At 60.9% G+C, this 23,022-nt stretch carries 21 protein-coding genes; 16 read left to right on the plus strand and 5 right to left on the minus strand.

What is annotated here, in order from left to right:
- The first annotated feature begins 3 nt into the window (after positions 1-3).
- The 3 genes from EFR00_RS20600 to aptA all read left to right on the plus strand — a co-directional run bounded on the left by EFR00_RS20600 (position 4) and on the right by aptA (position 2,769).
- The gene (locus EFR00_RS20600) at positions 4-753 is read left to right on the plus strand and encodes a HugZ family pyridoxamine 5'-phosphate oxidase (RefSeq protein WP_077989996.1); all 750 of its coding nucleotides are present in this window, start codon (positions 4-6) and stop codon (positions 751-753) included.
- Between the two features lie 108 nt (positions 754-861).
- Entirely contained in the window at positions 862-1,179 is a 318-nt protein-coding gene (locus EFR00_RS20605) for an ArsR/SmtB family transcription factor (RefSeq protein WP_038690464.1), read from the plus strand.
- Positions 1,180-1,443: 264 nt separating this feature from the next.
- The gene (gene aptA / locus EFR00_RS20610) at positions 1,444-2,769 is read left to right on the plus strand and encodes an omega-aminotransferase AptA (RefSeq protein ID WP_038690466.1); all 1,326 of its coding nucleotides are present in this window, start codon (positions 1,444-1,446) and stop codon (positions 2,767-2,769) included.
- A gap of 74 nt (positions 2,770-2,843) precedes the next feature.
- On the opposite strand, the gene EFR00_RS20615 is transcribed toward aptA, so the two are convergent.
- Positions 2,844-3,758, minus strand: a complete 915-nt coding sequence (locus EFR00_RS20615; RefSeq protein ID WP_077989995.1) for an HD-GYP domain-containing protein — start codon at positions 3,756-3,758, stop codon at positions 2,844-2,846.
- Between the two features lie 446 nt (positions 3,759-4,204).
- Between EFR00_RS20615 and EFR00_RS20620 the strand changes: the two genes are divergently transcribed.
- The 3 genes from EFR00_RS20620 to EFR00_RS20630 all read left to right on the plus strand — a co-directional run bounded on the left by EFR00_RS20620 (position 4,205) and on the right by EFR00_RS20630 (position 7,380).
- Positions 4,205-5,308, plus strand: a complete 1,104-nt coding sequence (locus tag EFR00_RS20620; protein ID WP_039621320.1) for a branched-chain amino acid ABC transporter substrate-binding protein — start codon at positions 4,205-4,207, stop codon at positions 5,306-5,308.
- A gap of 118 nt (positions 5,309-5,426) precedes the next feature.
- On the plus strand, positions 5,427-7,124 hold the full coding sequence (ade, locus tag EFR00_RS20625; RefSeq protein ID WP_077989994.1) for an adenine deaminase: 1,698 nt from the start codon (positions 5,427-5,429) through the stop codon (positions 7,122-7,124).
- 58 nt (positions 7,125-7,182) lie between these two features.
- Positions 7,183-7,380 (plus strand): hypothetical protein, encoded by a 198-nt coding sequence (locus tag EFR00_RS20630; RefSeq protein WP_077989993.1) that lies wholly within the window; start codon positions 7,183-7,185, stop codon positions 7,378-7,380.
- Positions 7,381-7,625: 245 nt separating this feature from the next.
- Here the strand turns inward: EFR00_RS20630 and bglA are convergent, their stop codons facing one another.
- The gene (gene bglA, locus EFR00_RS20640; protein ID WP_077989992.1) at positions 7,626-9,272 is read right to left on the minus strand and encodes a beta-galactosidase BglA; all 1,647 of its coding nucleotides are present in this window, start codon (positions 9,270-9,272) and stop codon (positions 7,626-7,628) included.
- Positions 9,273-9,558: 286 nt separating this feature from the next.
- Between bglA and EFR00_RS20645 the strand changes: the two genes are divergently transcribed.
- The 7 genes from EFR00_RS20645 (at position 9,559) to EFR00_RS20675 (ending at position 16,652) form a co-directional block, all read left to right on the plus strand.
- Complete coding sequence (locus tag EFR00_RS20645; protein WP_038690475.1) at positions 9,559-11,139, plus strand: peptide ABC transporter substrate-binding protein; 1,581 nt, start codon at positions 9,559-9,561, stop codon at positions 11,137-11,139.
- Between the two features lie 48 nt (positions 11,140-11,187).
- Complete coding sequence (locus tag EFR00_RS20650) at positions 11,188-12,111, plus strand: ABC transporter permease subunit (protein WP_077989991.1); 924 nt, start codon at positions 11,188-11,190, stop codon at positions 12,109-12,111.
- Entirely contained in the window at positions 12,108-13,025 is a 918-nt protein-coding gene (locus tag EFR00_RS20655; protein WP_077989990.1) for an ABC transporter permease, read from the plus strand. Before EFR00_RS20650 ends, EFR00_RS20655 begins: the two co-directional genes overlap by 4 nt.
- Before the next feature lie 2 nt (positions 13,026-13,027).
- Positions 13,028-14,035 carry an ABC transporter ATP-binding protein gene (locus EFR00_RS20660; RefSeq protein WP_077989989.1) on the plus strand — a complete coding sequence of 336 codons (1,008 nt, stop codon included), beginning with the start codon at positions 13,028-13,030 and terminating at the stop codon, positions 14,033-14,035.
- Positions 14,028-15,014, plus strand: a complete 987-nt coding sequence (locus tag EFR00_RS20665; protein WP_077989988.1) for an ABC transporter ATP-binding protein — start codon at positions 14,028-14,030, stop codon at positions 15,012-15,014. Before EFR00_RS20660 ends, EFR00_RS20665 begins: the two co-directional genes overlap by 8 nt.
- 187 nt (positions 15,015-15,201) lie before the next feature.
- A complete protein-coding gene (locus tag EFR00_RS20670) occupies positions 15,202-15,543 on the plus strand; it encodes a hypothetical protein (RefSeq protein WP_038690483.1) in 342 nt (113 codons plus the stop codon).
- A gap of 185 nt (positions 15,544-15,728) precedes the next feature.
- On the plus strand, positions 15,729-16,652 hold the full coding sequence (locus tag EFR00_RS20675) for a sugar kinase (protein WP_009990246.1): 924 nt from the start codon (positions 15,729-15,731) through the stop codon (positions 16,650-16,652).
- A gap of 83 nt (positions 16,653-16,735) precedes the next feature.
- Here the strand turns inward: EFR00_RS20675 and gstI are convergent, their stop codons facing one another.
- Positions 16,736-16,927 (minus strand): glutamine synthetase translation inhibitor GstI, encoded by a 192-nt coding sequence (gstI, locus tag EFR00_RS20680; protein WP_077989987.1) that lies wholly within the window; start codon positions 16,925-16,927, stop codon positions 16,736-16,738.
- Between the two features lie 407 nt (positions 16,928-17,334).
- Here gstI and EFR00_RS20685 point away from each other — a divergent pair, with 407 nt between their 5' ends.
- Together EFR00_RS20685 and EFR00_RS20690 are read left to right on the plus strand one after the other, a co-directional pair.
- Positions 17,335-18,375 (plus strand): glutamine synthetase beta-grasp domain-containing protein, encoded by a 1,041-nt coding sequence (locus tag EFR00_RS20685; protein ID WP_038690487.1) that lies wholly within the window; start codon positions 17,335-17,337, stop codon positions 18,373-18,375.
- Between the two features lie 238 nt (positions 18,376-18,613).
- Positions 18,614-19,795 carry a glycosyltransferase family 4 protein gene (locus tag EFR00_RS20690; RefSeq protein WP_077989986.1) on the plus strand — a complete coding sequence of 394 codons (1,182 nt, stop codon included), beginning with the start codon at positions 18,614-18,616 and terminating at the stop codon, positions 19,793-19,795.
- 60 nt (positions 19,796-19,855) lie between these two features.
- Here the strand turns inward: EFR00_RS20690 and EFR00_RS20695 are convergent, their stop codons facing one another.
- A complete protein-coding gene (locus tag EFR00_RS20695) occupies positions 19,856-20,869 on the minus strand; it encodes an alpha/beta hydrolase (protein WP_077989985.1) in 1,014 nt (337 codons plus the stop codon).
- 163 nt (positions 20,870-21,032) lie between these two features.
- Between EFR00_RS20695 and EFR00_RS20700 the strand changes: the two genes are divergently transcribed.
- Positions 21,033-21,341, plus strand: a complete 309-nt coding sequence (locus EFR00_RS20700) for a MarR family transcriptional regulator (RefSeq protein WP_077989984.1) — start codon at positions 21,033-21,035, stop codon at positions 21,339-21,341.
- Between the two features lie 255 nt (positions 21,342-21,596).
- Here EFR00_RS20700 and der read toward each other — a convergent pair whose 3' ends face one another.
- Positions 21,597-23,018, minus strand: coding sequence for a ribosome biogenesis GTPase Der (gene der, locus EFR00_RS20710; RefSeq protein ID WP_077989983.1), 1,422 nt, complete (start codon positions 23,016-23,018; stop codon positions 21,597-21,599).
- Positions 23,019-23,022 lie beyond the last annotated feature (4 nt).

Consider the following 23,022-nt stretch of genomic DNA (forward strand, 5'->3'; position numbering starts at 1 on the left):
GATATGAAAGATCAGCCCTCGCCCATACGCGAAACCGACGATGAAGCCCGCAAGCTTGCCCGCGTGCTGTTGCGCTCCGCACGGCACGCGGCCATCGCCGTTCTCGATCCCGAGACCGGTTTTCCCTTCGCCAGCCGCGTCTTGCTCGCCACCGATATCGACGGAGTCCCGGTCATCCTCGTTTCGAGGCTTTCGGCACATACGAAGGCGCTGGCAAAGGACCCACGCGCCTCGTTGCTCACCGGCGAGCCGGGCAAGGGCGACCCCCTCGCCTATGGTCGGCTGACGACCCAATGCATGGCGGAGCCGGTCGAGAATGGTCATCCGTTCCACGAGCGCATCCGCACGCGCTTTCTCGATCGCCATCCCAAGGCAAAACTTTATATCGATTTTCCCGACTTCCTCTTCTTCCGTCTCAAACCGGAGCGGGCGAGCCTCAACGGCGGCTTCGGCCGCGCCTACCATCTCGACGGACGAGACCTCATCATCCAATCGCCGGCAAACGAGGAGATCGCCGCCAAAGCGGCCGAAACAGTGCGAGATTTAGTAGAGCGCCATCCCGACGTGGCAGCGATGCTTGCAGTGCGCCTAAATGCCCCGGAATCGGCTTCTTGGCGCATCTGCGGCATCGATCCGGCGGGTTTCGAGATCATTTCCGGGGACTTATTGGTGCGATACGAATTCGAAACTCTCGCTGTGGATTCCGATCACATTTGTTCAAACATATCTAAAATAGCATACTCGATACCTTAAATTTAGGTATATACAATCTTCGAGCCCAATTGCTAGTTTTGGCCGCCAGCTCGGCAGACGGCCTGTCCCCGACAGATGATGTACGTTTTGCATTAGGAAGATAACAATATGGAAACCCTTGATTTGGCTGACCACACGAATGTGGCGGCAGCGCTATTGTCAGCTATGGCCAACCCTAAAAGATTGCTGATCCTGTGCAGCCTGGTAAAGGGCGAAGTCGCGGTCGGCGTGCTTGCCGCACAAGTCGGCCTCAGCCAGTCGGCTCTTTCACAGCACCTTTCGAAACTGCGCGCGCAGAAGCTGGTCAAGACCCGCCGCGACGCCCAGACTATCTATTACTCAAGCACATCTGAGCCGGTTATGAAGATCCTGGCGACGCTGGAAGACATCTACCTCGTTCCGAGCAGAAGCAGATCCGCGGCCTGATGATAGCGCTGACATGACCATCGGCTACGCCGGTGGCGCACGGGAAGCCTCCCGGAAGCCACGGCAACGATATTTCAGCACGTGAACCTTAACGGCACGACCGGCAAATCTCGCGATTTGCCGGTCGTTCCTTTTGGCGAGTTCTTTCTGAGCTGAAGCATGTGAGGTGTTGACGCGTTGAGATGCCCTGATAATTTGACCGGGCAGTAAAAATTCGGGCGACAAGCCCCTTCGGGAACGGCCGACGACGGCCAGGAGAACAGCATGTCCAACCGCCTCAATGCACCGAACGATCTTCGCGCCTTCTGGATGCCGTTTACGGCAAATCGCCAGTTCAAGAAGGAGCCGCGGCTGTTCGTCGGCGCCAAGGACATGTATTATACCACCCATGACGGCCGCCAGGTATTGGACGGCACCGCCGGCCTCTGGTGCGTCAACGCCGGCCACTGCCGTCCGAAGATCACCGAGGCGATCCGCGAGCAGGCGGGCGAACTCGATTACGCCCCTGCCTTCCAGCTCGGCCATCCCAAGGCCTTCGAATTGGCGAACCGTCTGGTCGACATCGCCCCGGAAGGCATGAACCATGTCCTCTACACCAATTCCGGCTCCGAATCCGTCGAGACCGCGCTCAAGGTGGCCCTTGCCTATCACCGCGTAAAGGGCAACGGTTCGCGCTTCCGCCTGATCGGCCGCGAGCGCGGCTATCACGGCGTCAATTTCGGCGGCATTTCCGTCGGCGGCATTGTCGCCAACCGCAAGATGTTCGGCACGCTGCTCACCGGTGTCGATCACATGCCGCACACCCACCAGCCCGGCAAAAACAACTTCACTCGTGGCGAGCCCGAGCATGGCGGCGATATCGCCACCGAGCTGGAGCGTATCGTCACACTGCATGACGCCTCGACGGTCGCCGCCGTCATCGTCGAGCCGGTGGCCGGCTCCACCGGCGTCCTCATCCCGCCGAAGGGTTACCTGCAGAAGCTGCGCGAGATCTGCACCAAGCACGGCATCCTGCTGATCTTCGACGAAGTCATCACCGGTTTTGGCCGCCTCGGCGCCCCCTTCGCCGCGCAATACTACGACGTCAAGCCCGACATGATCACCACCGCCAAAGGACTGACCAATGGGGTCATCCCGATGGGCGCCGTGTTCGTCACCTCCGAGATTCATGACGCCTTCATGAATGGCCCCGAGCACATGATCGAGTTCTTCCACGGCTACACCTATTCCGGCAACCCCATCGCGTCTGCCGCAGCCCTCGCCACGCTCGACACCTACAAGGAAGAGGGCTTGCTCACGCGTGCCGCCGAACTTTCCGACTATTGGGCAGACGCGCTGCATTCGCTGAAGGACTGCCCCAACGTCATCGATATCAGGAACACCGGCCTGATCGGCGCAATTGAACTCGACCCGATCGGCGGCGAGCCCACCAAGCGCGCCTTCACGGCTTTCCTGAAGGCCTATGAGAGCGGACTGCTGATCCGCACCACCGGCGACATTATCGCGCTCTCCCCGCCGCTGATTATCGAAAAGCACCATATCGACGAGCTGTTCGGTAAGCTCAGGACGATCCTTCAGAACAACATCTGAAGACCCGCCGGAAGGTCCGCCCAAGGCCCGCGGACAATACTCTCGCGGGTCTTTTCGCCTGAAGATGCAAAGCCTCAGCTTACAGAGGCGACGGAAAGGCAGATCGCGAATTTTTTCAAGAGCTGGCGATCGAAATGCCCTTCAGCGCCGAGCATCCATTTCAGTGCCTCGCTGGCGCTCCATGGCGCCTTATACGGCCGCACCGAAGTGATGGCGTCATAGACATCGCAGATCGTGGCAATCCGCGAATGAAGGCTCACCTCGCTGCCGGACAAGCTGCGCGGATAACCTTTGCCATCGATGCGCTCGTGATGATTGAGGCAAACGTCGAGAACGATCTCCGACATGCCCTCCTGCCGCGACAGGATCGCATGCCCTTTCTCCGGATGGCCCCGGAGCAAGCTGATCTCATCCCTTTCCAGCGGCCCTGCCTTGTTGAGGACTTCAAGCGGAATTTCAAGCTTTCCGACGTCGTGCAGCAAACCCGCGGTGCCGAGCATCTGGATTGTATGTTCATCGAGCGCGAGATGGCGGCTGAAAAGGATCATCAGCGCGCTCACCGAAATGGAATGCAGGAAGGTCACTTCGTCTTTTGATTTCAGGCGGGTGACGCTGAGGAAAACCGAAGGGTTCTCATCCATCGACTTGGAGACCGAAGAAATCACCGGCGTCAGGTGATCGACGCTCACTCCGTCGCCGTTGCGCAGCCGCCCGAAAGCCTCTTCCAGCAACTGGACGGATTTCTGGACGGTCTCGCGCGCCGCCTGGATGTCGATCTCGATGTCACGGGCCGGCAGCCCGTTGGTGTCGAGCCCCTTGCTCGTATTGATGACGACGCTGACGGTGCCGCATTTACGAATTTTTGCGGCATCGACTTCGCGCCGCAGGGAAAATCTGCGCTTGGACAAAAGCGGATCCTGCCACAGGCCCTCGACAGCCTCTACAAACATTCCGATACGCACCTGACCGGCATCGATACGCTTGAGCATCCAGATCTCTATCTATGTAATTTTTATGCAGTCTCTTTTATGCGCCGTATTTGAGTATCGTGCGATCCTACTGTCATTGGCCAAACTAACGGTTAATGGGAAAGCTAAAGACAACCTTATGGAGGTGGTTTCGTTCGGCGAAGGCCCTGGCCTTTGGCGACCTCGACTCTGAAAAATCCCTGAAAATGTTGGAAATGATCCGATCAAGCCGCGTTTTCGGTCGGATAGACCGTATTTTCCGTCCATATTGTTATGAACTTGCGCAATCTCATCAAAATTCCTAGAAATCTCGCTATGAGCTTCCTCGAGTCAAACATGGCCGGCGGGCTCGCTGATCGCGCCGTTACCGTTCGTCCTTGGCACGGCCCCGAAGGGCCGTTGAATGATCGGGTAAACCGGCGCGGCGCCTCATCGTGGGTCGAAGACCCCATCCAAGGAGACAGACAATGACTCTCAAGACATTGACGGCGACCCTCGTCGCGTCACTCGCCTTTGCACCGCTTGCGCATGCCGATATCACGATCGGGCTGATCGCGCCGCTGACCGGACCGGTCGCCGCCTATGGCGATCAGGTGAAGAACGGCGCTCAGACCGCCGTCGACGAGATCAACAAGAAGGGCGGGATTCTCGGCGAGAAGGTCGTCCTCGAACTGGCCGACGATGCCGGCGAACCGAAGCAGGGCGTTTCCGCCGCCAACAAGGTCGTCGGCGACGGCATCCGCTTCGTCGTCGGCCCGGTGACATCCGGTGTCGCTATCCCGGTATCGGACGTCTTGGCTGAAAATGGCGTCTTGATGGTCACCCCGACGGCAACCGCCCCCGACCTGACCAAGCGGGGCCTCACCAATGTGCTGCGCACTTGCGGTCGCGACGACCAGCAGGCGGAAGTCGCCGCCAAATACGTGCTGCAGAACTTCAAGGACAAGCGCATCGCCATCGTCAACGACAAGGGCGCCTATGGCAAAGGCCTCGCCGATGCCTTCAAGGCGACGCTGAACGCCGGCGGCGTTACCGAAGTCGTCAATGACGCGATCACGCCCGGCGACAAGGATTTCAGCGCGCTCACCACCCGGATCAAGTCCGAGAAGGTCGATATCGTCTATTTCGGCGGCTATCACCCGGAAGGCGGCCTGCTGGCCCGCCAGTTGCATGATCTCTCCGCCAACGCGATGATCATCGGCGGCGACGGCCTCTCCAACACCGAATTCTGGGCGATCGGCACGGATGCGGCGGGGGGCACGCTGTTCACCAATGCGTCGGACGCCACGAAGAGTCCAGACTCCAAGACGGCTGCCGATGCGCTCGCCGCCAAGAACATTCCGGCCGAGGCCTTCACGCTGAACGCCTACGCTGCCGTCGAAGTGCTGAAGGCCGGAATCGAGAAGGCCGGCAGCGCCGAGGATGCCGCAGCCGTCGCCGCCGCCCTGAAAGACGGCAAGGAGATCCCGACCGCCATCGGCAAGGTCACCTACGGCGAAGCCGGCGACCTGACCTCGCAGAGCTTCTCGCTCTACAAGTGGGAAAGCGGCAAGATCGTCGCGGCCGAATAAGCCACGACATGAAAGACTGCGATCGGGCGCCATTCGGCGCCCGGTTTCGTTTGTAGGCATCGCATGTCGCGGCAGATCGGTTATAAGTTTCGGAATCGGTTGCAATGTGAGCGGTGCCATGACCAGCAGACTCGAACGTCTCATCGACCAGGGTGTAGGCCGCGTGCCCGCCGACATCGTGCTGAAGGGCGGCAGCTTCTTCGATCTCGTCACCGGCGAAGTCGTCCGCTCCGACATCGCCATCGGCGCCGACCGCATTGTCGGCACATCAGGCACTTATGTGGGTGAAACCGAGATCGACATATCCGGCCGAACGGTCGTTCCCGGCTTCATCGACACGCATCTGCACATCGAATCCTCGCTCGTCACACCGCATGAATTCGACCGCTGCGTCCTGCCTTATGGCGTTACCACGGCGATCTGCGATCCGCACGAGATCGCCAATGTGCTCGGCACCGCCGGCATCGAATTCTTTCTGCAATCCGCGCTCGAGACGATCATGGACATCCGCGTCCAGCTCTCTTCCTGCGTGCCGGCGACCCATCTCGAAACGGCAGGCGCCGACCTGCCGATCGAACGCCTCCTGCCCTTCCGCCATCACCCGAAGGTCATCGGCCTTGCGGAATTCATGAATTTCCCCGGGGTGATCCACAAGGATCCGGTTTGCATGGCCAAGCTCGATGCCTTCCAAGGCGGCCATATCGACGGTCATGCACCGCTTCTTTCCGGCAACGACCTCAACGGTTATCTCGCAGCCGGCATCCGCACCGAGCACGAATGCACGACCGCCACTGAGGCGCTGGAAAAGATCCGCAAGGGCATGCATATCCTCGTGCGCGAGGGCTCCGTGTCGAAGGATCTCGCCGCACTGATTCCCATCATCACCGAGCGGCTTTCACCCTATCTCGCGCTCTGCACCGACGACCGCAATCCGCTCGACATCGCCGAACAAGGCCATCTCGACCACATGATCCGCACGGCGATCGCCAACGGCGTCGAACCCCTGGCGATCTATCGCGCCGCCTCGATCTCCGCCGCCCGCGCCTTCGGCCTGCGGGATCGCGGCTTGGTGGCGCCGGGCTGGCGCGCTGATCTCGTGGTTCTCGACAGTCTGGAAGGTTGCCGCGCCGACATGGTCTTCTCGGCCGGCCGCCGCGTCAGCGACGCGCTCTTTTCCACGCGCAAGCCGGTCGCCCCGATCGGCCTCGACAGCGTCAAGGCCCGCCCGGTCAACGCCGCCCATTTCGGTGTACCGGTCGCCGAAGGCGAGACGCCGGTGATCGGCGTCACGCCTGGCAAGATCATCACCGAGCATCGCCGCTACCGGCTGCCCGTCAAAGGCAACGAGACGGCGGTCGACCTTGCCAACGACATCATCAAGGTCGCCGTCATCGAACGCCACGGCAAGAACGGCAACCACGCCAACGGCTTCGTCCAGGGCTTCGGCCTGAAGAAGGGCGCGATCGCCTCTACTGTCGGCCATGACAGCCACAATATCTGCGTCGTCGGCGTCAGCGAGGATGACATGGCGCGCGCCGCAAACCGCCTCGGCGAAATCCAGGGCGGCTTTGTCGTCGTGGAGGATGGCAAGGTCACCGGCGAAATCGCCCTGCCCATCGCCGGCCTGATGAGCCTTGAGCCTTACGAAAATGTCCGCGATACGCTGCACGATCTGCGCAAGGCCGCCTTCGCGCTCGGCGCAACCCTGGAGGAACCCTTCCTCCAGCTCGCCTTCCTGCCGCTGCCCGTCATCCCGCACCTGAAAATATCCGACCGCGGCATGGTCGATGTGGACAAATTCGCGCTGATCGGGTGAGAGTATTATTGGCAAATTCCGCAGCAGCGCCTATTTTTCGGTATTTCTGGAGCTGATCATGACAAAGCTGGAACAGATTGAAAAATCCGTGACCGTCGACAAGCATGAGTTCGAGGCCTTTTCCGCTTGGTTTGAAGCCCTTCAGGCTGAACGCTGGGATCGGCAGATGGAAACAGACGCAGCAAGCGGCAAGCTCGATCATTTCGCGGAGAGGGCCTTGGCCGATTTTCGTGCCGGAAAGACAAGACCGCTTTGAAACACCACGCAACTCCCTCCTTCTGGGAGGCCTATGACGGCTTGCCTGAGCAGGTGCGGAAGCTGGCCGACGAAAATTTCGATCTGCTCAAACAAGATCCCAGACATCCATCCCTGCATTTCAAGCGCGTCGGCCGCTTCTGGTCGGCACGTCCTGGAGAGCTTTAGCCGTCAGGGATGGCGACGACGTCGTCTGGTTTTGGATCGGCTCTCATGCCGATTACGACAAGCTTCTGAAGTAACCCGTCAAACCCGCGCACAGAACCCGTCCAGCGCCGCAAGCTTCACCGTGCCCGCGCCTCCCATCGCTTCAAAGCCCGGCATCTCGAGCGATTGCCTGACCAGCATACCCTCAGGCAGGCGAAATTCCGCCGGTTCGCGCGTCAGGTTGAAAACGAACAGCAGTTTTTCCCCGCCCTTTTCGCGGGTGAAGGCGAGCAGGTCCTGGTTGGTGCCGACAAAAGTCATTTCGCCGTCGATCAGCGCTGGGTGGCTCTTCCGGAAGGCGAGCGTCCTGCGGTAGTGGTGCAGCACCGAGTCGTAGCTGTCCTCCTGCGTATCCACGGAAAGCGCAGCCTGCTCATAAGGCACCGGCAACCAGCTCTTTTCCGCCGAGGTGAAGCCCGCATGCGCCTTGCCGGCTTCCCAGGGCATCGGCGTGCGGCATCCGTCGCGGCCCTTGAACGCCGGCCAGAAGCGGATGCCGTAGGGGTCGCGCAGATCCTCGAAGGCGAGCTCCGCCTCCGGCAGGCCGAGCTCCTCACCCTGGTAGAGGCAGATCGAACCGCGCAGCGCCGCAAGCACCGAGATCGCCAATTTGGCGATGACGGGCCGCTCATCCGCCGTCAGCGCAAAACGGCTGACATGACGCATGACGTCGTGGTTTGAAAAAGCCCAGCAGACCCAGCCATCGGTCACCACCTCCTGGAACGCTTCGACGCAACCGCGAATATGCTCGGCCGTGAACTCCGGTCCGAGCAGGTCGAATGTGTAGCACATGTGCAGCTTGTCGCCGCCGCTCGTATAGGCGCCAACCGTCTTTAGCGAACGCGCCCCATCGCCGACCTCGCCGACAGTCGTGCGATCCTCGTACTGGTCGAGCAGCGCCCGCAAGCGCTTGAGGAAATCGACATTTTCCGGCTGGGTCTTGTCGTAAAGGTGGTTCTGCATGCCGTAAGGATTGCTGTCTGGGGCATCGAGGCCGGCGTCATCCTCGTCGGGCTCATGCGGTGGATTGCTTCTGAGCTGCTTGTCGCAGAAATAATAATTCACCGTATCCAGCCGGAAGCCGTCGACGCCGCGGTCGAGCCAGAACTTCACCGTCTCCAGCACCGCATCCTGCACTTCTTCGCTGTGGAAGTTGAGGTCCGGCTGCGAGGTCAGGAAGTTATGCTGGTAATATTGCCGGCGTACGCCATCCCATTCCCAGCCCGGCCCGCCGAAGATCGACAGCCAATTGTTCGGCGCCGTCCCATCCGGCTTCGGATCGGCCCAGACATACCAGTCCGCCTTGGGATTGGTCCGGCTCGACCGGCTCTCGACGAACCAGGGATGCCGGTCCGATGTGTGCGAGATCACCTGGTCGATGACGACCTTGATGCCGAGCCGGTGCGCCTCCGCCATCATCTCGTCGAAATCGGCGAGCGTCCCGAAGATCGGGTCGACGTCGCAATAATCTGACACGTCATAGCCCATGTCGGCCATTGGCGACTTGAAGAAGGGCGAGAGCCAGATCGCATCGACACCAAGACTGGCGATATGCGGCAGCCGGAGGGTAATGCCCTTGAGGTCGCCGAGGCCATCGCTGTTGGTGTCTTGAAAGGAGCGCGGGTAGACCTGATAGATCACCGCGCCGCGCCACCAATCTGCATTCCCGCCTGCCTGCAATGCCATCGGCTACATCTCCTGCTTCGTTTGCGCTCGCAACACTAAAGCGGACGGGGCAAAAGACAACCACGTGAAGCCTGGAGCAGCGGCCCAAAACGGTCCGCGACAGTTCGTCGCGATCCGGCAAGAGGAGGGCGCATATAGGCTTGTCCACAACCGGAATCCGGCCTCCGGATTTGGGGTTGCAACGCAAAGCCTTTGCGATAAGGTGCGCACTGACCTGCACGTAAGAGGTCAAATGTCGGGAACAGATGTCTAATAAAGGCGCAAAGCCTAGAAAGGTGGACCCACGATGAACCAGTTCACGAAAAAAATTCTCGCCTCCGCAATGCTTGGCACATTGCTGGCGTTTTCGGCGCATGCGGCCACGCTCAACATTCACAATGGTGGCGATCCGCAGTCGCTCGATCCGCAGAAGCTTTCCGGCGATTGGGAGAATCGTATTGCCGGCGACATTTTCGAAGGCCTCGTCACCGAAGACGCCAAGGACAATCCGATTCCCGGCCAAGCCGAAAGCTGGACCATTTCGCCGGACGGCAAGGTCTACACCTTCAAGCTTCGCGACGGAATCAAGTGGTCCGATGGCCAGCCGGTAACGGCAGGAGACTTCGTCTTCGCCTTCCAGCGCCTCGTCGACCCGAAGAACGCCGCCGATTATGCCTATCTGCAGTTCACCATCAAGAACGCCGAAAAGATCAACAAGGGCGAAATCACCGACCTCAACCAGCTCGGCGTCAAGGCCATCGACGACAAGACGCTCGAAATCACACTGGAAAATCCGACCCCCTATTTCATCAATGCGCTGATGCATTACACGGCTTACCCGTTGCCCAAACACGTCGTCGAGGCCAAGGGCCAGGATTGGGTCAAGATCGGCAACATTGTGACCAACGGCCCCTATAAGCCGACCGAATGGGTTCCTGGTTCGCATGTTACCACCGTCAAGAACGACCAGTGGTACGGCACCAAGGACCTGAAGATCGACGGCGCCAAGTTCTTCGTTCTGGAGGATCAGGAAGCCGCGCTGAAACGTTACCGTGCCGGCGAATTCGATATCCTCACCGATTTCCCGACCGACCAGTACGAATGGATGAAGAAGAACCTGCCGGGCCAGGCGCATGTCGCCCCCTTCTCCGGCCTCTATTATTATGTCGTCAATTCGCAGAAGCCGCCCTTCAGCGACAAGCGCGTCCGCCAGGCGCTGTCGATGGCGATCAACCGTGAAGTGATCGGCCCGCAGATCCTCGGCACCGGCGAACTGCCGGCCTATTCCTGGGTTCCGCCGGGCACCGCCAATTACGGCGAGCCGGCCTATGTCAGCTGGAAGGACCTGCCTTATAAGGACAAGGTCGCCGAAGCCAAGAAGCTGCTCACTGAGGCCGGCTTCGGTCCGGACAAGCCGCTTCGCGCCGTCCTCAGCTACAACACCAACGACAACCACAAGCGCATCGCCGTGGCGATCGCCTCCATGTGGAAGCCGCTGGGCGTCGATGTCGAGCTCGTCAATGCCGAAACCAAGGTGCATTACGACCAGATGCAGCGTGGCCAGGTCGAAATCGGCCGTGCCGGCTGGCTCGCCGATTACAACGATCCGGACAACTTCCTGAACCTCTTGGTAACAGGCGTGCAGATGAATTACGGCCGCTGGAGCAATCCCGACTACGACAAGCTGATCAAGGACGGCAACGCCGAAACCGATCTGAAGAAGCGCGCCGAGATCTTCAAGAAGGCCGAGCAGCTGGCGCTTGATGAGTCCGCCGCCCTGCCGATCTACTACTATGTCTCGAAGAATGTCGTGTCGCCGAAGGTCGAAGGCTTCGTCGACAACATCCAGGACATCCACCGCACCCGCTGGCTGTCGATGAAAGAGTAAGGGAAAACGGTCCTTCCCGCCCCGCGCGGGAAGGACCGGCCCACGACCATGATTAAATACGCCCTCCGTCGATTGCTATCGACGATCCCCGTTCTGTGGATCGCCGTCACAGCCTGCTTTTTTGTTTTGCGCCTTGCCCCCGGCGGCCCGTTCGATGGCGAAAGGCCATTGCCGCCGGTGATCCTGAAGAACCTTGCGGCCCACTACAACCTCGATAAGCCGCTGATCCAGCAGTACCTGATCTATGTCGGCGACCTGCTGCGGGGCGATCTCGGCCCCTCCTTCGCCAGCGAGGATTTCACCGTCGCTCAGCAGATCATGATCGGCCTGCCCTATACCTTCACCATCGGCACGGCAGCCTTTCTGATCGCCATCATCGTCGGCGTGGCCGTCGGCTGTCTTGGGGCGCTCTACCAGAACAAGGCGCCGGATTATATTCTCGGCGCGCTCATTCTGGTTGGCGTCGTGCTGCCGAACTTCCTGATCGCGCCGATCCTGCAGCTCATCTTCGGCATTCACCTCGCCTGGTTTCCGGTCGGCGGCTGGGGCGATGGATCGCTGAAGTTCCTGATCCTGCCGATCGTCGTTCTGGCCCTGCCGCATGCCGGCCGCATCTCGCGCATCACGCGCGGCTCGATGATCGAGGTGATGAACCAGAACTTCATCCGCACCGCCAAGGCCAAGGGCATCGGCCCGCGGCTGACCGTCATGCGCCACGCGCTGAAACCGGCCATGATGCCCGTCGTTTCCTATCTGGGTCCGGCGGCAAGCTATCTGCTCACCGGCTCGCTGGTCGTCGAAAGCATCTTCGGATTGCCCGGCATCGGCCGCTATTTCGTCAACGCAGCCCTGAACCGCGATTACGGCATGGTTCTCGGGACGGTCATCTTCTACATGGTGCTGATCGTGTTCCTGAACCTTCTCGTCGACATCGCCTATGCCTGGCTCGATCCGAAAGTGAGAAACCGATGATCCTCAACCCCGCAAAACGCGAGCTGCTCGCCCAGGAGCTTCTCGAAGCGGAAGGCCTGGCGCCCGAAGGCCGCTCTCTCACCAGGGATGCGCTGCGCCGCCTCGGACGCAACAAGGCCGCCGTTCTGTCGATCGCCGTCTTGGCGCTCTTGATCCTCGCGGCCTTCGTCGGCCCCTGGTTCATCCCTTTCAACTACGAGGATCCCGACTGGGCCGCTTTCCGCATCCCGCCCTCGATCGAGACCGGCCATTATTTCGGCACCGACCCCAACGGCCGCGACCTCCTTGCCCGCGTTCTCTACGGCACCCGGATCTCGCTTGCCGTGGCGCTGACGGCGACCGTCGTTTCCGTCGTCATCGGCGTGCTCTACGGCGCGATATCGGGCTACATTGGCGGCAGGCTGGATGCGATCATGATGCGCTTCGTCGATATCATGTATGCGCTTCCATACATCCTATTCGTCATCCTCCTGATGGTGATCTTCGGCCGCAACGTCTACCTGCTCTTTGCCGCGATCGGCGCGCTGGAATGGCTGACCATGGCCCGCATCGTGCGCGGCCAGACGCTGTCGATCAAGCATCGAGAGTTCATCGAGGCGGCCCGTGCCTCGGGACAGCGGCCGTTCAAGATCATCGTCAAGCACATCATTCCGAACCTGGTCGGCCCGGTGGTCATTTTCGCGGCGCTGACCGTGCCTGAAATCATCGCCACCGAAAGCTTCCTTTCCTATCTCGGCTTCGGCGTGCAGGAGCCGCTGACCTCGCTCGGCACGCTGATCGCCGAGGGAACCGACGCCATGGAAAGCATGCCCTGGCTGCTGATTTTCCCCGCCAGCTTCCTCGAGGCCCTGCTGCTCAGCCTGCTCTTCATCGGCGACGGCCTGCGCGACGCGTTCGACCCGAAGGATCGCTAAGCATGCCCCACGAAACACAAAAAGACATCCTGCTCGAACTCAACGACTATTCGATCACCTTCGCGACGCCTGACGGCGAGGTGAAGGCGGTTTCGAATATGAACCTCACCGTCCGGCGCGGCGAGCGCGTCGCGATTGTCGGCGAGTCCGGCTCCGGCAAGAGCCAGACCTTCCTCGGCATCATGGGTCTGCTGGCCAAGAACGGCGCCACGACGGGACAGGCACTGCTCGAAGGCAAGGACGTCCTGTCGCTAAAACCGCGCGAACTCGACCAGATCCGCGGCAAAGACATGGCCATGGTCTTCCAGGATCCGATGACCGCGCTCAATCCGGCGCTGAAGATTTCGAGACAGCTGACGGAACAGCTGGAGGTTCACCGCGGCCTGACGGCACGCGCCGCATCGGACGCAGCGCTGGACATGCTGAAACGCGTCGGCATTCCCGACCCGACCCGGCGCTTCCACCTCTATCCGCACGAACTGTCAGGCGGCATGCGCCAGCGCATCGTCATTGCCATGGCGCTGCTCACCAAACCGAAGCTGCTCATCGCCGATGAGCCGACGACGGCGCTCGACGTCACCATCCAGGCGCAGATCCTCGATCTCTTCAACGATCTGACCGCAGAAATGAACACGGCGCTGATCATGATCACCCACGATCTCGGCGTCGTCGCCGGCCTTGCCGACCGCGTCGCCGTCATGTATGCCGGCCGCATCGTCGAGGAGGCGCCGGTCGACGAGCTCTTCGACAACCCGGCCCATCCCTATACGGCGGCGCTGCATGCCTCCATCCCGCGACCGGATCAGGATGTCGACGACCTCGTCGTCATTCCCGGCCGCCCGCCGAACCTGCAGCACCTGCCGAAGGGCTGCAATTTCTCGCCGCGCTGTTCGCAGGTCCAGAACGATTGCATCGACCGTCCACCGCCGCTCGAGACGCTGGCACCGCGCCACTGCGCCGCCTGTTACCACCCGTTCCCGCGTCGTGAGGAGTTGCTGAACCATGGCTGAGCGATCGCTGCTGAGGGTCGAGAACCTGACGACCCAATTCGAACTGCCGGCAAAAGGCCTGTTCAAGCCGCCGGTCTTCCTCACGGCCGTCAACAATGTCAGCTTCGATCTCGCCGAAGGTCGCACGCTCGGCATCGTCGGCGAATCCGGCTGCGGCAAGTCGACACTCGGCCGCTCCATCCTGCGGTTGTTGAAATCGCAAAAGGGCCGCATCCTCTGGCAGGGCCGCAATCTTCTCGACCTCAGTGAAGAGGAGATGCGCGCCGCACGCCGCGACATGCAGATCATCTTCCAGGATCCGATCGCCTCGCTCGATCCGCGCATGACCGTCGGCGACATCATCGCCGAGCCGCTCACCGTCTTCGAGCCGAAGCTTTCGAAGGCCGAGCGCACCGAACGGGTCCGCCAGATCATGAGCGCCGTCGGCCTGGTGCCGGAGATGATCAATCGCTATCCGCATGAATTTTCCGGCGGCCAGGCGCAGCGCATCGGCATTGCCCGCGCCGTTGTCACCAATCCGAAGCTGATCGTCTGCGATGAGCCGGTTTCGGCCCTCGACGTCTCGATCCAGGGCCAGGTGATCACGCTTCTGCGCAAGCTGCGCAAGGAGTTCGGCTTGACGCTGATCTTCATCAGCCACGACCTGTCAGTCGTGCGGCTGATCTCCGACGATGTGCTGGTGCTCTACCTCGGCCGTGTGGTGGAGGCGGGCGACTGCGCCACCGTCTTCGACCATCCGGCCCATCCCTATACGCAGGCACTCTTTTCGGCGGCGCCGATCCCGGATCCGAAGCTTGCGCGCCTGCGCACCCGCATCCGCCTGCAGGGCGATCCGCCCTCGCCGCTCAACCCGCCGAAAGGCTGCGTCTTCTCGCCGCGCTGCTGGAAGGCGACCGACATCTGCCGCACTGAAATGCCTGCGATCGAGGAGGTTCGCCCCGGCCAGAAGGCCGCCTGCTACCATATGGACAGGCCATAATGAAGCGATGACCGCATGAAGCGGTCTTCGCTTCGATGACAGATCTCGCCCCTAATACGTCATCCTTTTTGGGAGTGAACTGTTCCGAAAACGGACTTATTTCGGAATCTATAGTCTCCGATAACAAAGATTTAGATGCGGATATGCTATCCCTTCTTCGCCCAATCATGGGCGGGGGAACGCATACATGAAATCGAAAGTCTCTGGATTGATCGCGCTTGCCGCCGCGATCATCGCCGCCTCAGCCGTGCCGTCGCGCGCCGAAGATCTGAAATTCCAGCTCACCAACGGGACCAGTTCCGTCCTGACGCGCTTCTACAGCTCGCCGACCGGCGTCAATAGCTGGGAAGAAGATGTCTTCGGCGAGAATGTCCTCAATCCGGGCGAGACCGTCAACATCACCATCGCCGACGGCCGCACCGTCTGCAAATACGACATGCGCTTCGAGTTCGACGAAAACTCGGACCTCGACACGACCGAGGATACGCAGGACCTTTGCGCGCTCGGCAGCTACACCATCCACGAATAATCAACCTTCGCCGGTACCCGCCTTCGCCTTGTCCGCGAAGGCGGGCTTTTCATTTCCGGCGATACCGGCGCCCACAACATCAATGCTTGTCACTCCGCCCGGCTCCGCGTATCAGCGGATGAAACGTCAATTCAAAGCGATAGAGCGGCCTGTCGGATCAGTGGCGCTCATGCCGGGAGGACAAGGTGAGCGGAAGACGGTTTCTATCGATCGGTGAATGCATGGTGGAGCTCTCGCAGGCCGGTGACGGACTGTTGCGCAAGGGCTTTGCCGGCGATACTTTCAACACCGCCTGGTATGCCCGCGCCTGCCTTGGCCCCGACTGGTCGGTCGATTATTTCACCGCCCTCGGCGACGACACCATGTCGGACGAGATGGTCGCTTTCATCGACAAATCAGGCATCGGCACGAGCCTGATCCGGCGCATCAGGGGCAGGACGCCCGGCCTCTATATGATCAGTCTGAAGAACGGCGAGCGCTCCTTCAGCTACTGGCGCGACAGCTCGGCCGCCCGCAGCCTTGCCGCCGATCCCGACCGCCTGCGCGAAGCGGTGGAAGGCGCCGACCTCGTCTATTTCTCCGGCATCACCCTAGCCATTCTGCCGCAAGAGGATGCCACGACACTGCTCGCCGAAATCCGCCGCGCCAAGGCGGCCGGCAAGCTTGTGGTCTTCGACCCGAACATCCGTCCTCGCCTCTGGTCGAGTTACGACGTGATGCATGCGACGATCAGCGAAGGCGCCCGCTCTTCCGTGCTGGTCATGCCGAGTTTCGACGACGAAGCCGCGCATTTCGGCGACGATTCCATCGAGGCGACGATTCAACGCTATCGCGCCCTAGGCGCTGCCAATGTCGTCGTCAAGAACGGCGCGGACGGCGTTCGCTTGAATTTCGCCGGCGAGGAGACCTTCGTTCCGGCCGAGAAAGTGGAGACAGTGGTCGATACGACCAGCGCCGGCGACAGTTTCAACGGCGCCTTTCTCGCCCGCTATCTGGAAACCCGGGACGCGCCGGCCGCCGCCAGCTTCGCCGCGAAAGTGGCGGCCCGCGTCGTCAGCGAACACGGCGCATTGGTGGCAAGGGAAAAGCTCGGATTGAGCGGGCGCTAAGCCCGCGCATGACGACCACCATAGGAACGCCATGCGCGGGCGCTCCCCGCGGTATCGGCGTTACCGCCGCAGGTATCAAGCAATCAGGACTTCGTCGGCCGATCGGACTCGCGAACCGCCTCGTCATGATACCAGCAGCTGTCGAGCGCCGCGTCGCAGACATCGGCTGCCTCGCGCTCCATCAGCCGGGCGCGTTCGAACCGGCTGGGGGTCCGCGCCGGCTTGACGGGGAACTGGTAGATCATTGCGGATTCACGATGGAAACCGGTGGGCATAAGATCGCCTCCATTCCGTTCGGCGCATCAACATTCGACATCGCGACCTTAGCACGATGCACATAGTTTACGCAAATTGCACAAAATATATGCATGCATATATTGTGATTGATCGATATGCTGTCCCCGCGGCGAGCGTCCGCCTATTTGTTCAACACTTCATCACCTCGGGCTAACGCCGGAATTTTCATCCGGTTCCAAAGCCCAAAAATCCGTTTTCGCGCTGAAAGCGGGCATTTCGGTCACAGAGAATGCGTGTCGGGCGGCTGATGTGCATATTTTCTTGTCAAGACAGCCGAACTGGCACGCTATGTGCTTTTAAAGGTGCATCCCCTGGCGGTTGGATGCGCTTACGCGCGGAGATCGTCTCCGGATTTGCTCACCTTCGTAGCATTGAGAGAGTCACGATGACAAAATATAAGCTCGAGTATATTTGGCTCGATGGGTACACTCCGGTACCGAACCTGCGTGGCAAGACGCAGATCAAGGAATTCGACGCATTCCCGACGCTGGAACAGCTTCCGCTCTGGGGCTTCGACGGTTCGTCGACCATGCAGGCCGAAGGCCGTAGCTCCGATTGTGTGCTGAAGCCCGTCGCCATCTATCCCGACCCCGCCCGCACCAACGGCGTTCTGGTCATGTGCGAAGTCATGATGCCCGATGGCGTCACACCGCACCCGAGCAACGCCCGCGCCACCATCCTTGACGATGAAGATGCGTGGTTCGGCTTTGAGCAGGAATATTTCTTCTACCAGAACGGCCGTCCGCTCGGCTTCCCCGAGCAGGGCTACCCGGCTCCGCAGGGCCCCTACTACACCGGCGTCGGCTATTCGAACGTCGGCGACGTCGCCCGCGAAATCGTCGAAGAACATCTCGACCTTTGCCTGGCTGCCGGCATCAACCACGAAGGCATCAATGCCGAAGTGGCCAAGGGCCAGTGGGAATTCCAGATTTTCGGCAAGGGCTCCAAGAAGGCCGCCGACCAGATCTGGATGGCGCGCTACCTGCTGCAGCGCCTGACGGAAAAATACGGCATTGACATTGAGTATCATTGCAAGCCGCTCGGCGACACCGACTGGAACGGTTCGGGCATGCATTGCAATTTCTCGACCAAGTACATGCGCGAAGTCGGCGGCAAGGCCTATTTCGAAGCGCTGATGGCGCAGTTCGAAAAGAATCTGATGGACCACATCAACGTCTACGGCCCGGACAATGACAAGCGCCTGACCGGCAAACACGAAACGGCGCCGTGGAACAAGTTCTCCTACGGCGTTGCCGACCGCGGCGCTTCCATCCGCGTGCCGCACTCCTTCATCAAGAACGACTACAAGGGCTATCTGGAAGATCGCCGCCCGAACTCGCAGGGCTGCCCCTACCAGATCGCTTCCCAGGTTCTGAAGACGATCTCGGAAGTTCCTCTCTCCGGCTCGGCTTCCGCTGCAGCTTAACCTCCCAAGCGGCGCCGGTCCCGGACCGGCGCCGTCATTCTTTCTGCCTGAGAAACATGATCGGCCGCTGACATATTCGCGGCGAACGCGCCGCTAAACGCCTGCAAATGCTGGGATGCGGCTGTAATATTTCCATCATGGTCATGCCTCAAAATAGGCAGGCGGGAATCGCCGTTCCGGAACCCCGCTATGGGGCTGAGCGTTGTCATATCACTGCGACGCGGATGGAAATCACGACATGCTGCAACGTCCGGCAAACACTTATAGCGGCGAGAGCTGGGCCAATGCCGCGGCCGCCGGAAATCTGCCGGAACGGCTGGTGATCGTCACCGACGCCTGGCACCCGCAGGTCAACGGCGTCGTTCGCTCGATCGAGAACACCAATCGCGAACTGGCGAAGATGGGCGTCGAGGTGTCGATGGTCACGCCGGAGCGCTTCAACAGCATCCCCTGCCCGACCTATCCCGAGATCCGCCTGTCGATCGCCAGTTACCGCCGCGTCGCGCGCGAGATCGAAAAGCATCATCCCACCTATGTGCACATCGCCACCGAAGGTCCGCTGGGGCTGACCGCCCGCCGCTGGTGCCTGCGCAAGGGCATGCCCTTCTCCACCAGCTATCACACCCGCTTTCCGGAATATGTTTCCGCCCGCCTGCCGATCCCGCAGAGCTGGCTCTATGCCTTCGTGCGCTGGTTCCACAATGGCGGCGCTGGCTGCATGGTCGCGACACCGAGCCTTGCCCGCGATCTGTCGGCCCGCGGCATCAAGAACCTGATGCCCTGGACCCGCGGCATCGACGCCACGCAATTCCATCCTATGCCGCTCGAACAGGAGCCATTCGGCCTCCCTCGCCCGATCTTCATGACGGTTGGCCGTGTCGCGCTGGAAAAGAACCTGCCGGCCTTTCTCGATCTCGACCTGCCCGGCTCGAAGGTTGTCGTCGGCGATGGCCCGGCACGCGCCGAACTGGAGCAGCGCTATCCGAATGTGCATTTTACCGGCGTAAAATTCGGCGAGGACCTGGCCAAAATCTATGCCCAGGCCGATGTCTTCGTCTTTCCCTCGCTCACCGACACCTTCGGCAACACCATCCTCGAGGCGCTGGCATCGGGCGTACCGGTCGCCGCTTACCCCGTCACCGGTCCGCTCGACATCATCGGTGAAGAGAGCGAGGTCGGCGCGCTGGATTCGGACTTGCGCACGGCCTGTCTGGCCGCCCTCTCCGCCTCGCGCGAAAGGGCGCGCGCGCTTGCCATGCAATATTCCTGGGAAGCGGCAACGCTGCAGTTCATCAACAATATCCGCGCCGCCAATGGCGTCATCACGCCGAAATGGAAGAAGGCTTGGCAGTTTGCCAAGTCGCTTCCGAGAAGCCGAAAGCCCGGCGAAACCGCCGGGCCACTGCCGTCCGCAGATTGAAGCAATTCCAGCAAATTTGAAGCGGTTAGCTGAAATCGCGTGGAAAGAACGCTGATCGATTTACTTGTGCAAGGCGTTATGCAGCGTGTCGTTCGCGACCTTGATTGCACTGCGGACCGCTGGCGTTTCGGTGATCGCATTCAGCAGTAAAAAATCGTGGATCGTACCGTTGTAGCGGATCGAGGTGACCTTGACGCCGGCCTGGCTAAGCTTGCGGCCATAGGCCTCGCCTTCGTCGCGCAACACATCGTTTTCATCGGTGATGATAAGGGCCGGCGGCAGGCCATTGAGCTGCTCGAGCGATGCCTGCAGCGGTGAAGCCGTCGGTTCCTTGCGCTTGGCCTCATCAGGCAGATAGGCGTTCCAGAACCACTTCATCGCTTCCTTGGTCAGCCACGGGCCATTGGCGAACTCATTATAGGAACCATTGTCGAAATTGGCGTCGGTGACGGGATAGAAAAGCACCTGCTGGTCGATAACGGGGCCGCCGCGCTCCTTGGCAAGCAGCGTCACCACGGCCGCCATATTGCCACCGACGCTGTCACCCGCGACCGCAAGCCTGCCGGCGTCGACATTGAATTCCTTGGCATGTTCGGCGACATATTTGGTCGCGGCATAGGCCTGTTCGATCGCCACGGGATAGCGGGCCTCCGGCGAGCGATCGTAATCAACGAAGACGACCGCGGCATCGGCGCCATTGGCAATCTCGCGCACCAGCCGGTCATGCGTGCCGGCATCACCCAGCACCCAGCCGCCGCCATGGAAGTAGAGAATAACCGGCAGCGTACCCTTGGCATGTTCCGGGCGGACAATGCGCAGCTTGATGCTGCCGGTCGGGCCTGATTTGATCACCTTGTCTTCTTCCTTGGCCGCCAGCTTCTTGACATCGCCCTTCTGTGCACCCGCCAGTACATTGCGGGCATCGGCCGGTGTCAGCGTGTAGATCGGCTGGCCGCCGGCCAGGCTATCGATGAACTTCTGCGTTGTCGGCTCGAGCACCGGGTCGGCCAGTGCGCCGACGGCGGAAGCTGCCAGGAGTGCTGCTGCGGAAACTGCGGTCTTGATACTCGACATTGTCTTGTCCTCTCAGTTTTTGAATGTTCGTCCTGAACACAGCTTTTATATCGCGCACGATCATTTGTCGCACAACCTGAATTTTGGCATGCCTGCCATGCATAAAGATCGCTTCCGATTATTTGCCGCACGATATAATATCAGCTGCTTTCGGAGATGCCCCATGCAGGATCCGCTGAAGCTCGACGTTTTCATCTGCTTTGCCGTCTATACAGCGAGCCACGCGCTGAACCGCGTCTACAAGCCGCTTCTTGACACGCTCGGCCTCACCTATATCAGGCGCGAACGCAGCCGCGAGGACGAACGCGTCGTCGTCATTCGTCTGAGCGAAGCCGGCATTCGCCTTAAGGAAAAAGCGATCGGCATTCCTGGCTGCATCGCGGAAGCGAGCGGCCGTGACGCGGCGGATCTCACCCGGCTCCGGGCCGAGATCGTGGCGCTGCGCGAGGCGCTGAATGGAAGCGTGGTTTAGGTTCAGACGATCGTGATAGGTCGGGCCGTGTGGCACCCCCCTCTGCCCTGCCGGGCATCTCCCCCACAGTGGGGAGATCGGCTGGGGGCGATGACCTCCCCCAACGACGAGCGTCACAGTCCGAGGAAACGGTAGATGGGCGCGAAGTTGGGGCCACTTGTCGATCCCCCCTTGTGGGGGAGATGCCCGGCAGGGCAGAGGGGGGTGCCTCAACCACGACGCAAACGGATATTCCTCAAAGCACCAACAGGCGCCCTACGTCCGCCTCTTCTTGCCTTCGTACGGATTCTCAGCCGAACGGAAATGGATGCGGATCGGCACGCTCGGCATGTCGAAATCGGCGCGCAGCCCATTGATCAGATAGCGCGTATAGGATTCCGGCAGCGCGTCGGAACGGGTGCAGGAGATCATGAAGGCCGGCGGGCGGGCCTTGACCTGGGTCATGTATTTCAGCTTGATGCGCCGGCCGGACACGGCCGGTGGCGGATGCTGGATCTGCTGCGTTTCCAGCCAGCGATTGAGCCGTGCCGTCGAGATGCGCTTGTTCCAAACCTTGTCCGTGTCGATGATCGACTGCATCAGCTTGTCCAGTCCCCAGCCGGTCTGGCCGGAGATCGGCACCGCGCGAATGCCGCGCGCCTGCGGCAGCAGACGGTCGGTCTTTTCGCGCAGGTCGGCAAGCACCGCCTGCCGGTCCTCGATCATGTCCCACTTGTTGAAGGCGAGAACGGCGGCGCGCCCCTCGCGCAGCACGAGATCGACGATCTGCAGGTCCTGTTTCTCGAAGGGGATCGTCGCGTCGAAGACGATAACGACCGTCTCGGCAAAACGGATGGCGCGCAGAGCATCGGCGACTGAAAGCTTCTCCAGCTTCTCGGTGACCCGGGCCTTACGGCGCATGCCTGCGGTGTCGAACATCTTGATGGTGCGGCCGCGCCAATCCCATTCAACCGAGATGGAGTCACGGGTGATGCCGGCCTCCGGCCCGGTCAACAGCCGGTCCTCGCCGAGGAAACGGTTGATCAGCGTCGACTTGCCCGCATTCGGCCGGCCGACGATCGCCACCCTGAGCGGCTTGGTGTCGTCATAGATCGGCTCTTCGTCCTCGCCGTCGGTCTCGTTTTCACCCGGCGGAATATCAACATCGGTAACCGCGACATCCTCTTTGGCATAGGCGCGGTCCTTGCCGATCGCCTCGACGATCGCGTCGCGCAGGTCGAGCATGCCCTCTCCGTGCTCGGCCGAAATCGGCGTCGGCTCGCCAAGCCCCAGTGTATAGGCGTCGTAGAAGCCGCTGTCGGAGCCGCGCGCTTCGGATTTATTGGCGACGAGCACCACCGGCTTGCCGCGCCGGCGCAACATTTCGGCAAGAGCGGTATCAACAGGCGTCAGCCCGTTCTTGGCATCGACGACGAAAAGTGAAAGATCGGCCTCATCGATCGCCGCCTCCGTCTGGGCGCGCATCCGGCCCTGCAGACTTTCCTCGTCGGCCTCTTCGAGGCCGGCCGTATCGATGATGGTGAAGTTCAGGCCCATCAGCCGCGCTTCGCCCGGCCGACGGTCACGGGTCACGCCAGGCGTATCATCGACGAGCGCAAGCTTCTTGCCCACCAGGCGGTTGAAAAGCGTCGACTTGCCGACATTCGGACGACCGACGATGGCGACCGTGAAACTCATTCTT

Source organism: Rhizobium sophoriradicis (assembly GCF_003939025.1).
GTDB classification, from domain to species: Bacteria; Pseudomonadota; Alphaproteobacteria; order Rhizobiales; family Rhizobiaceae; genus Rhizobium; species Rhizobium sophoriradicis.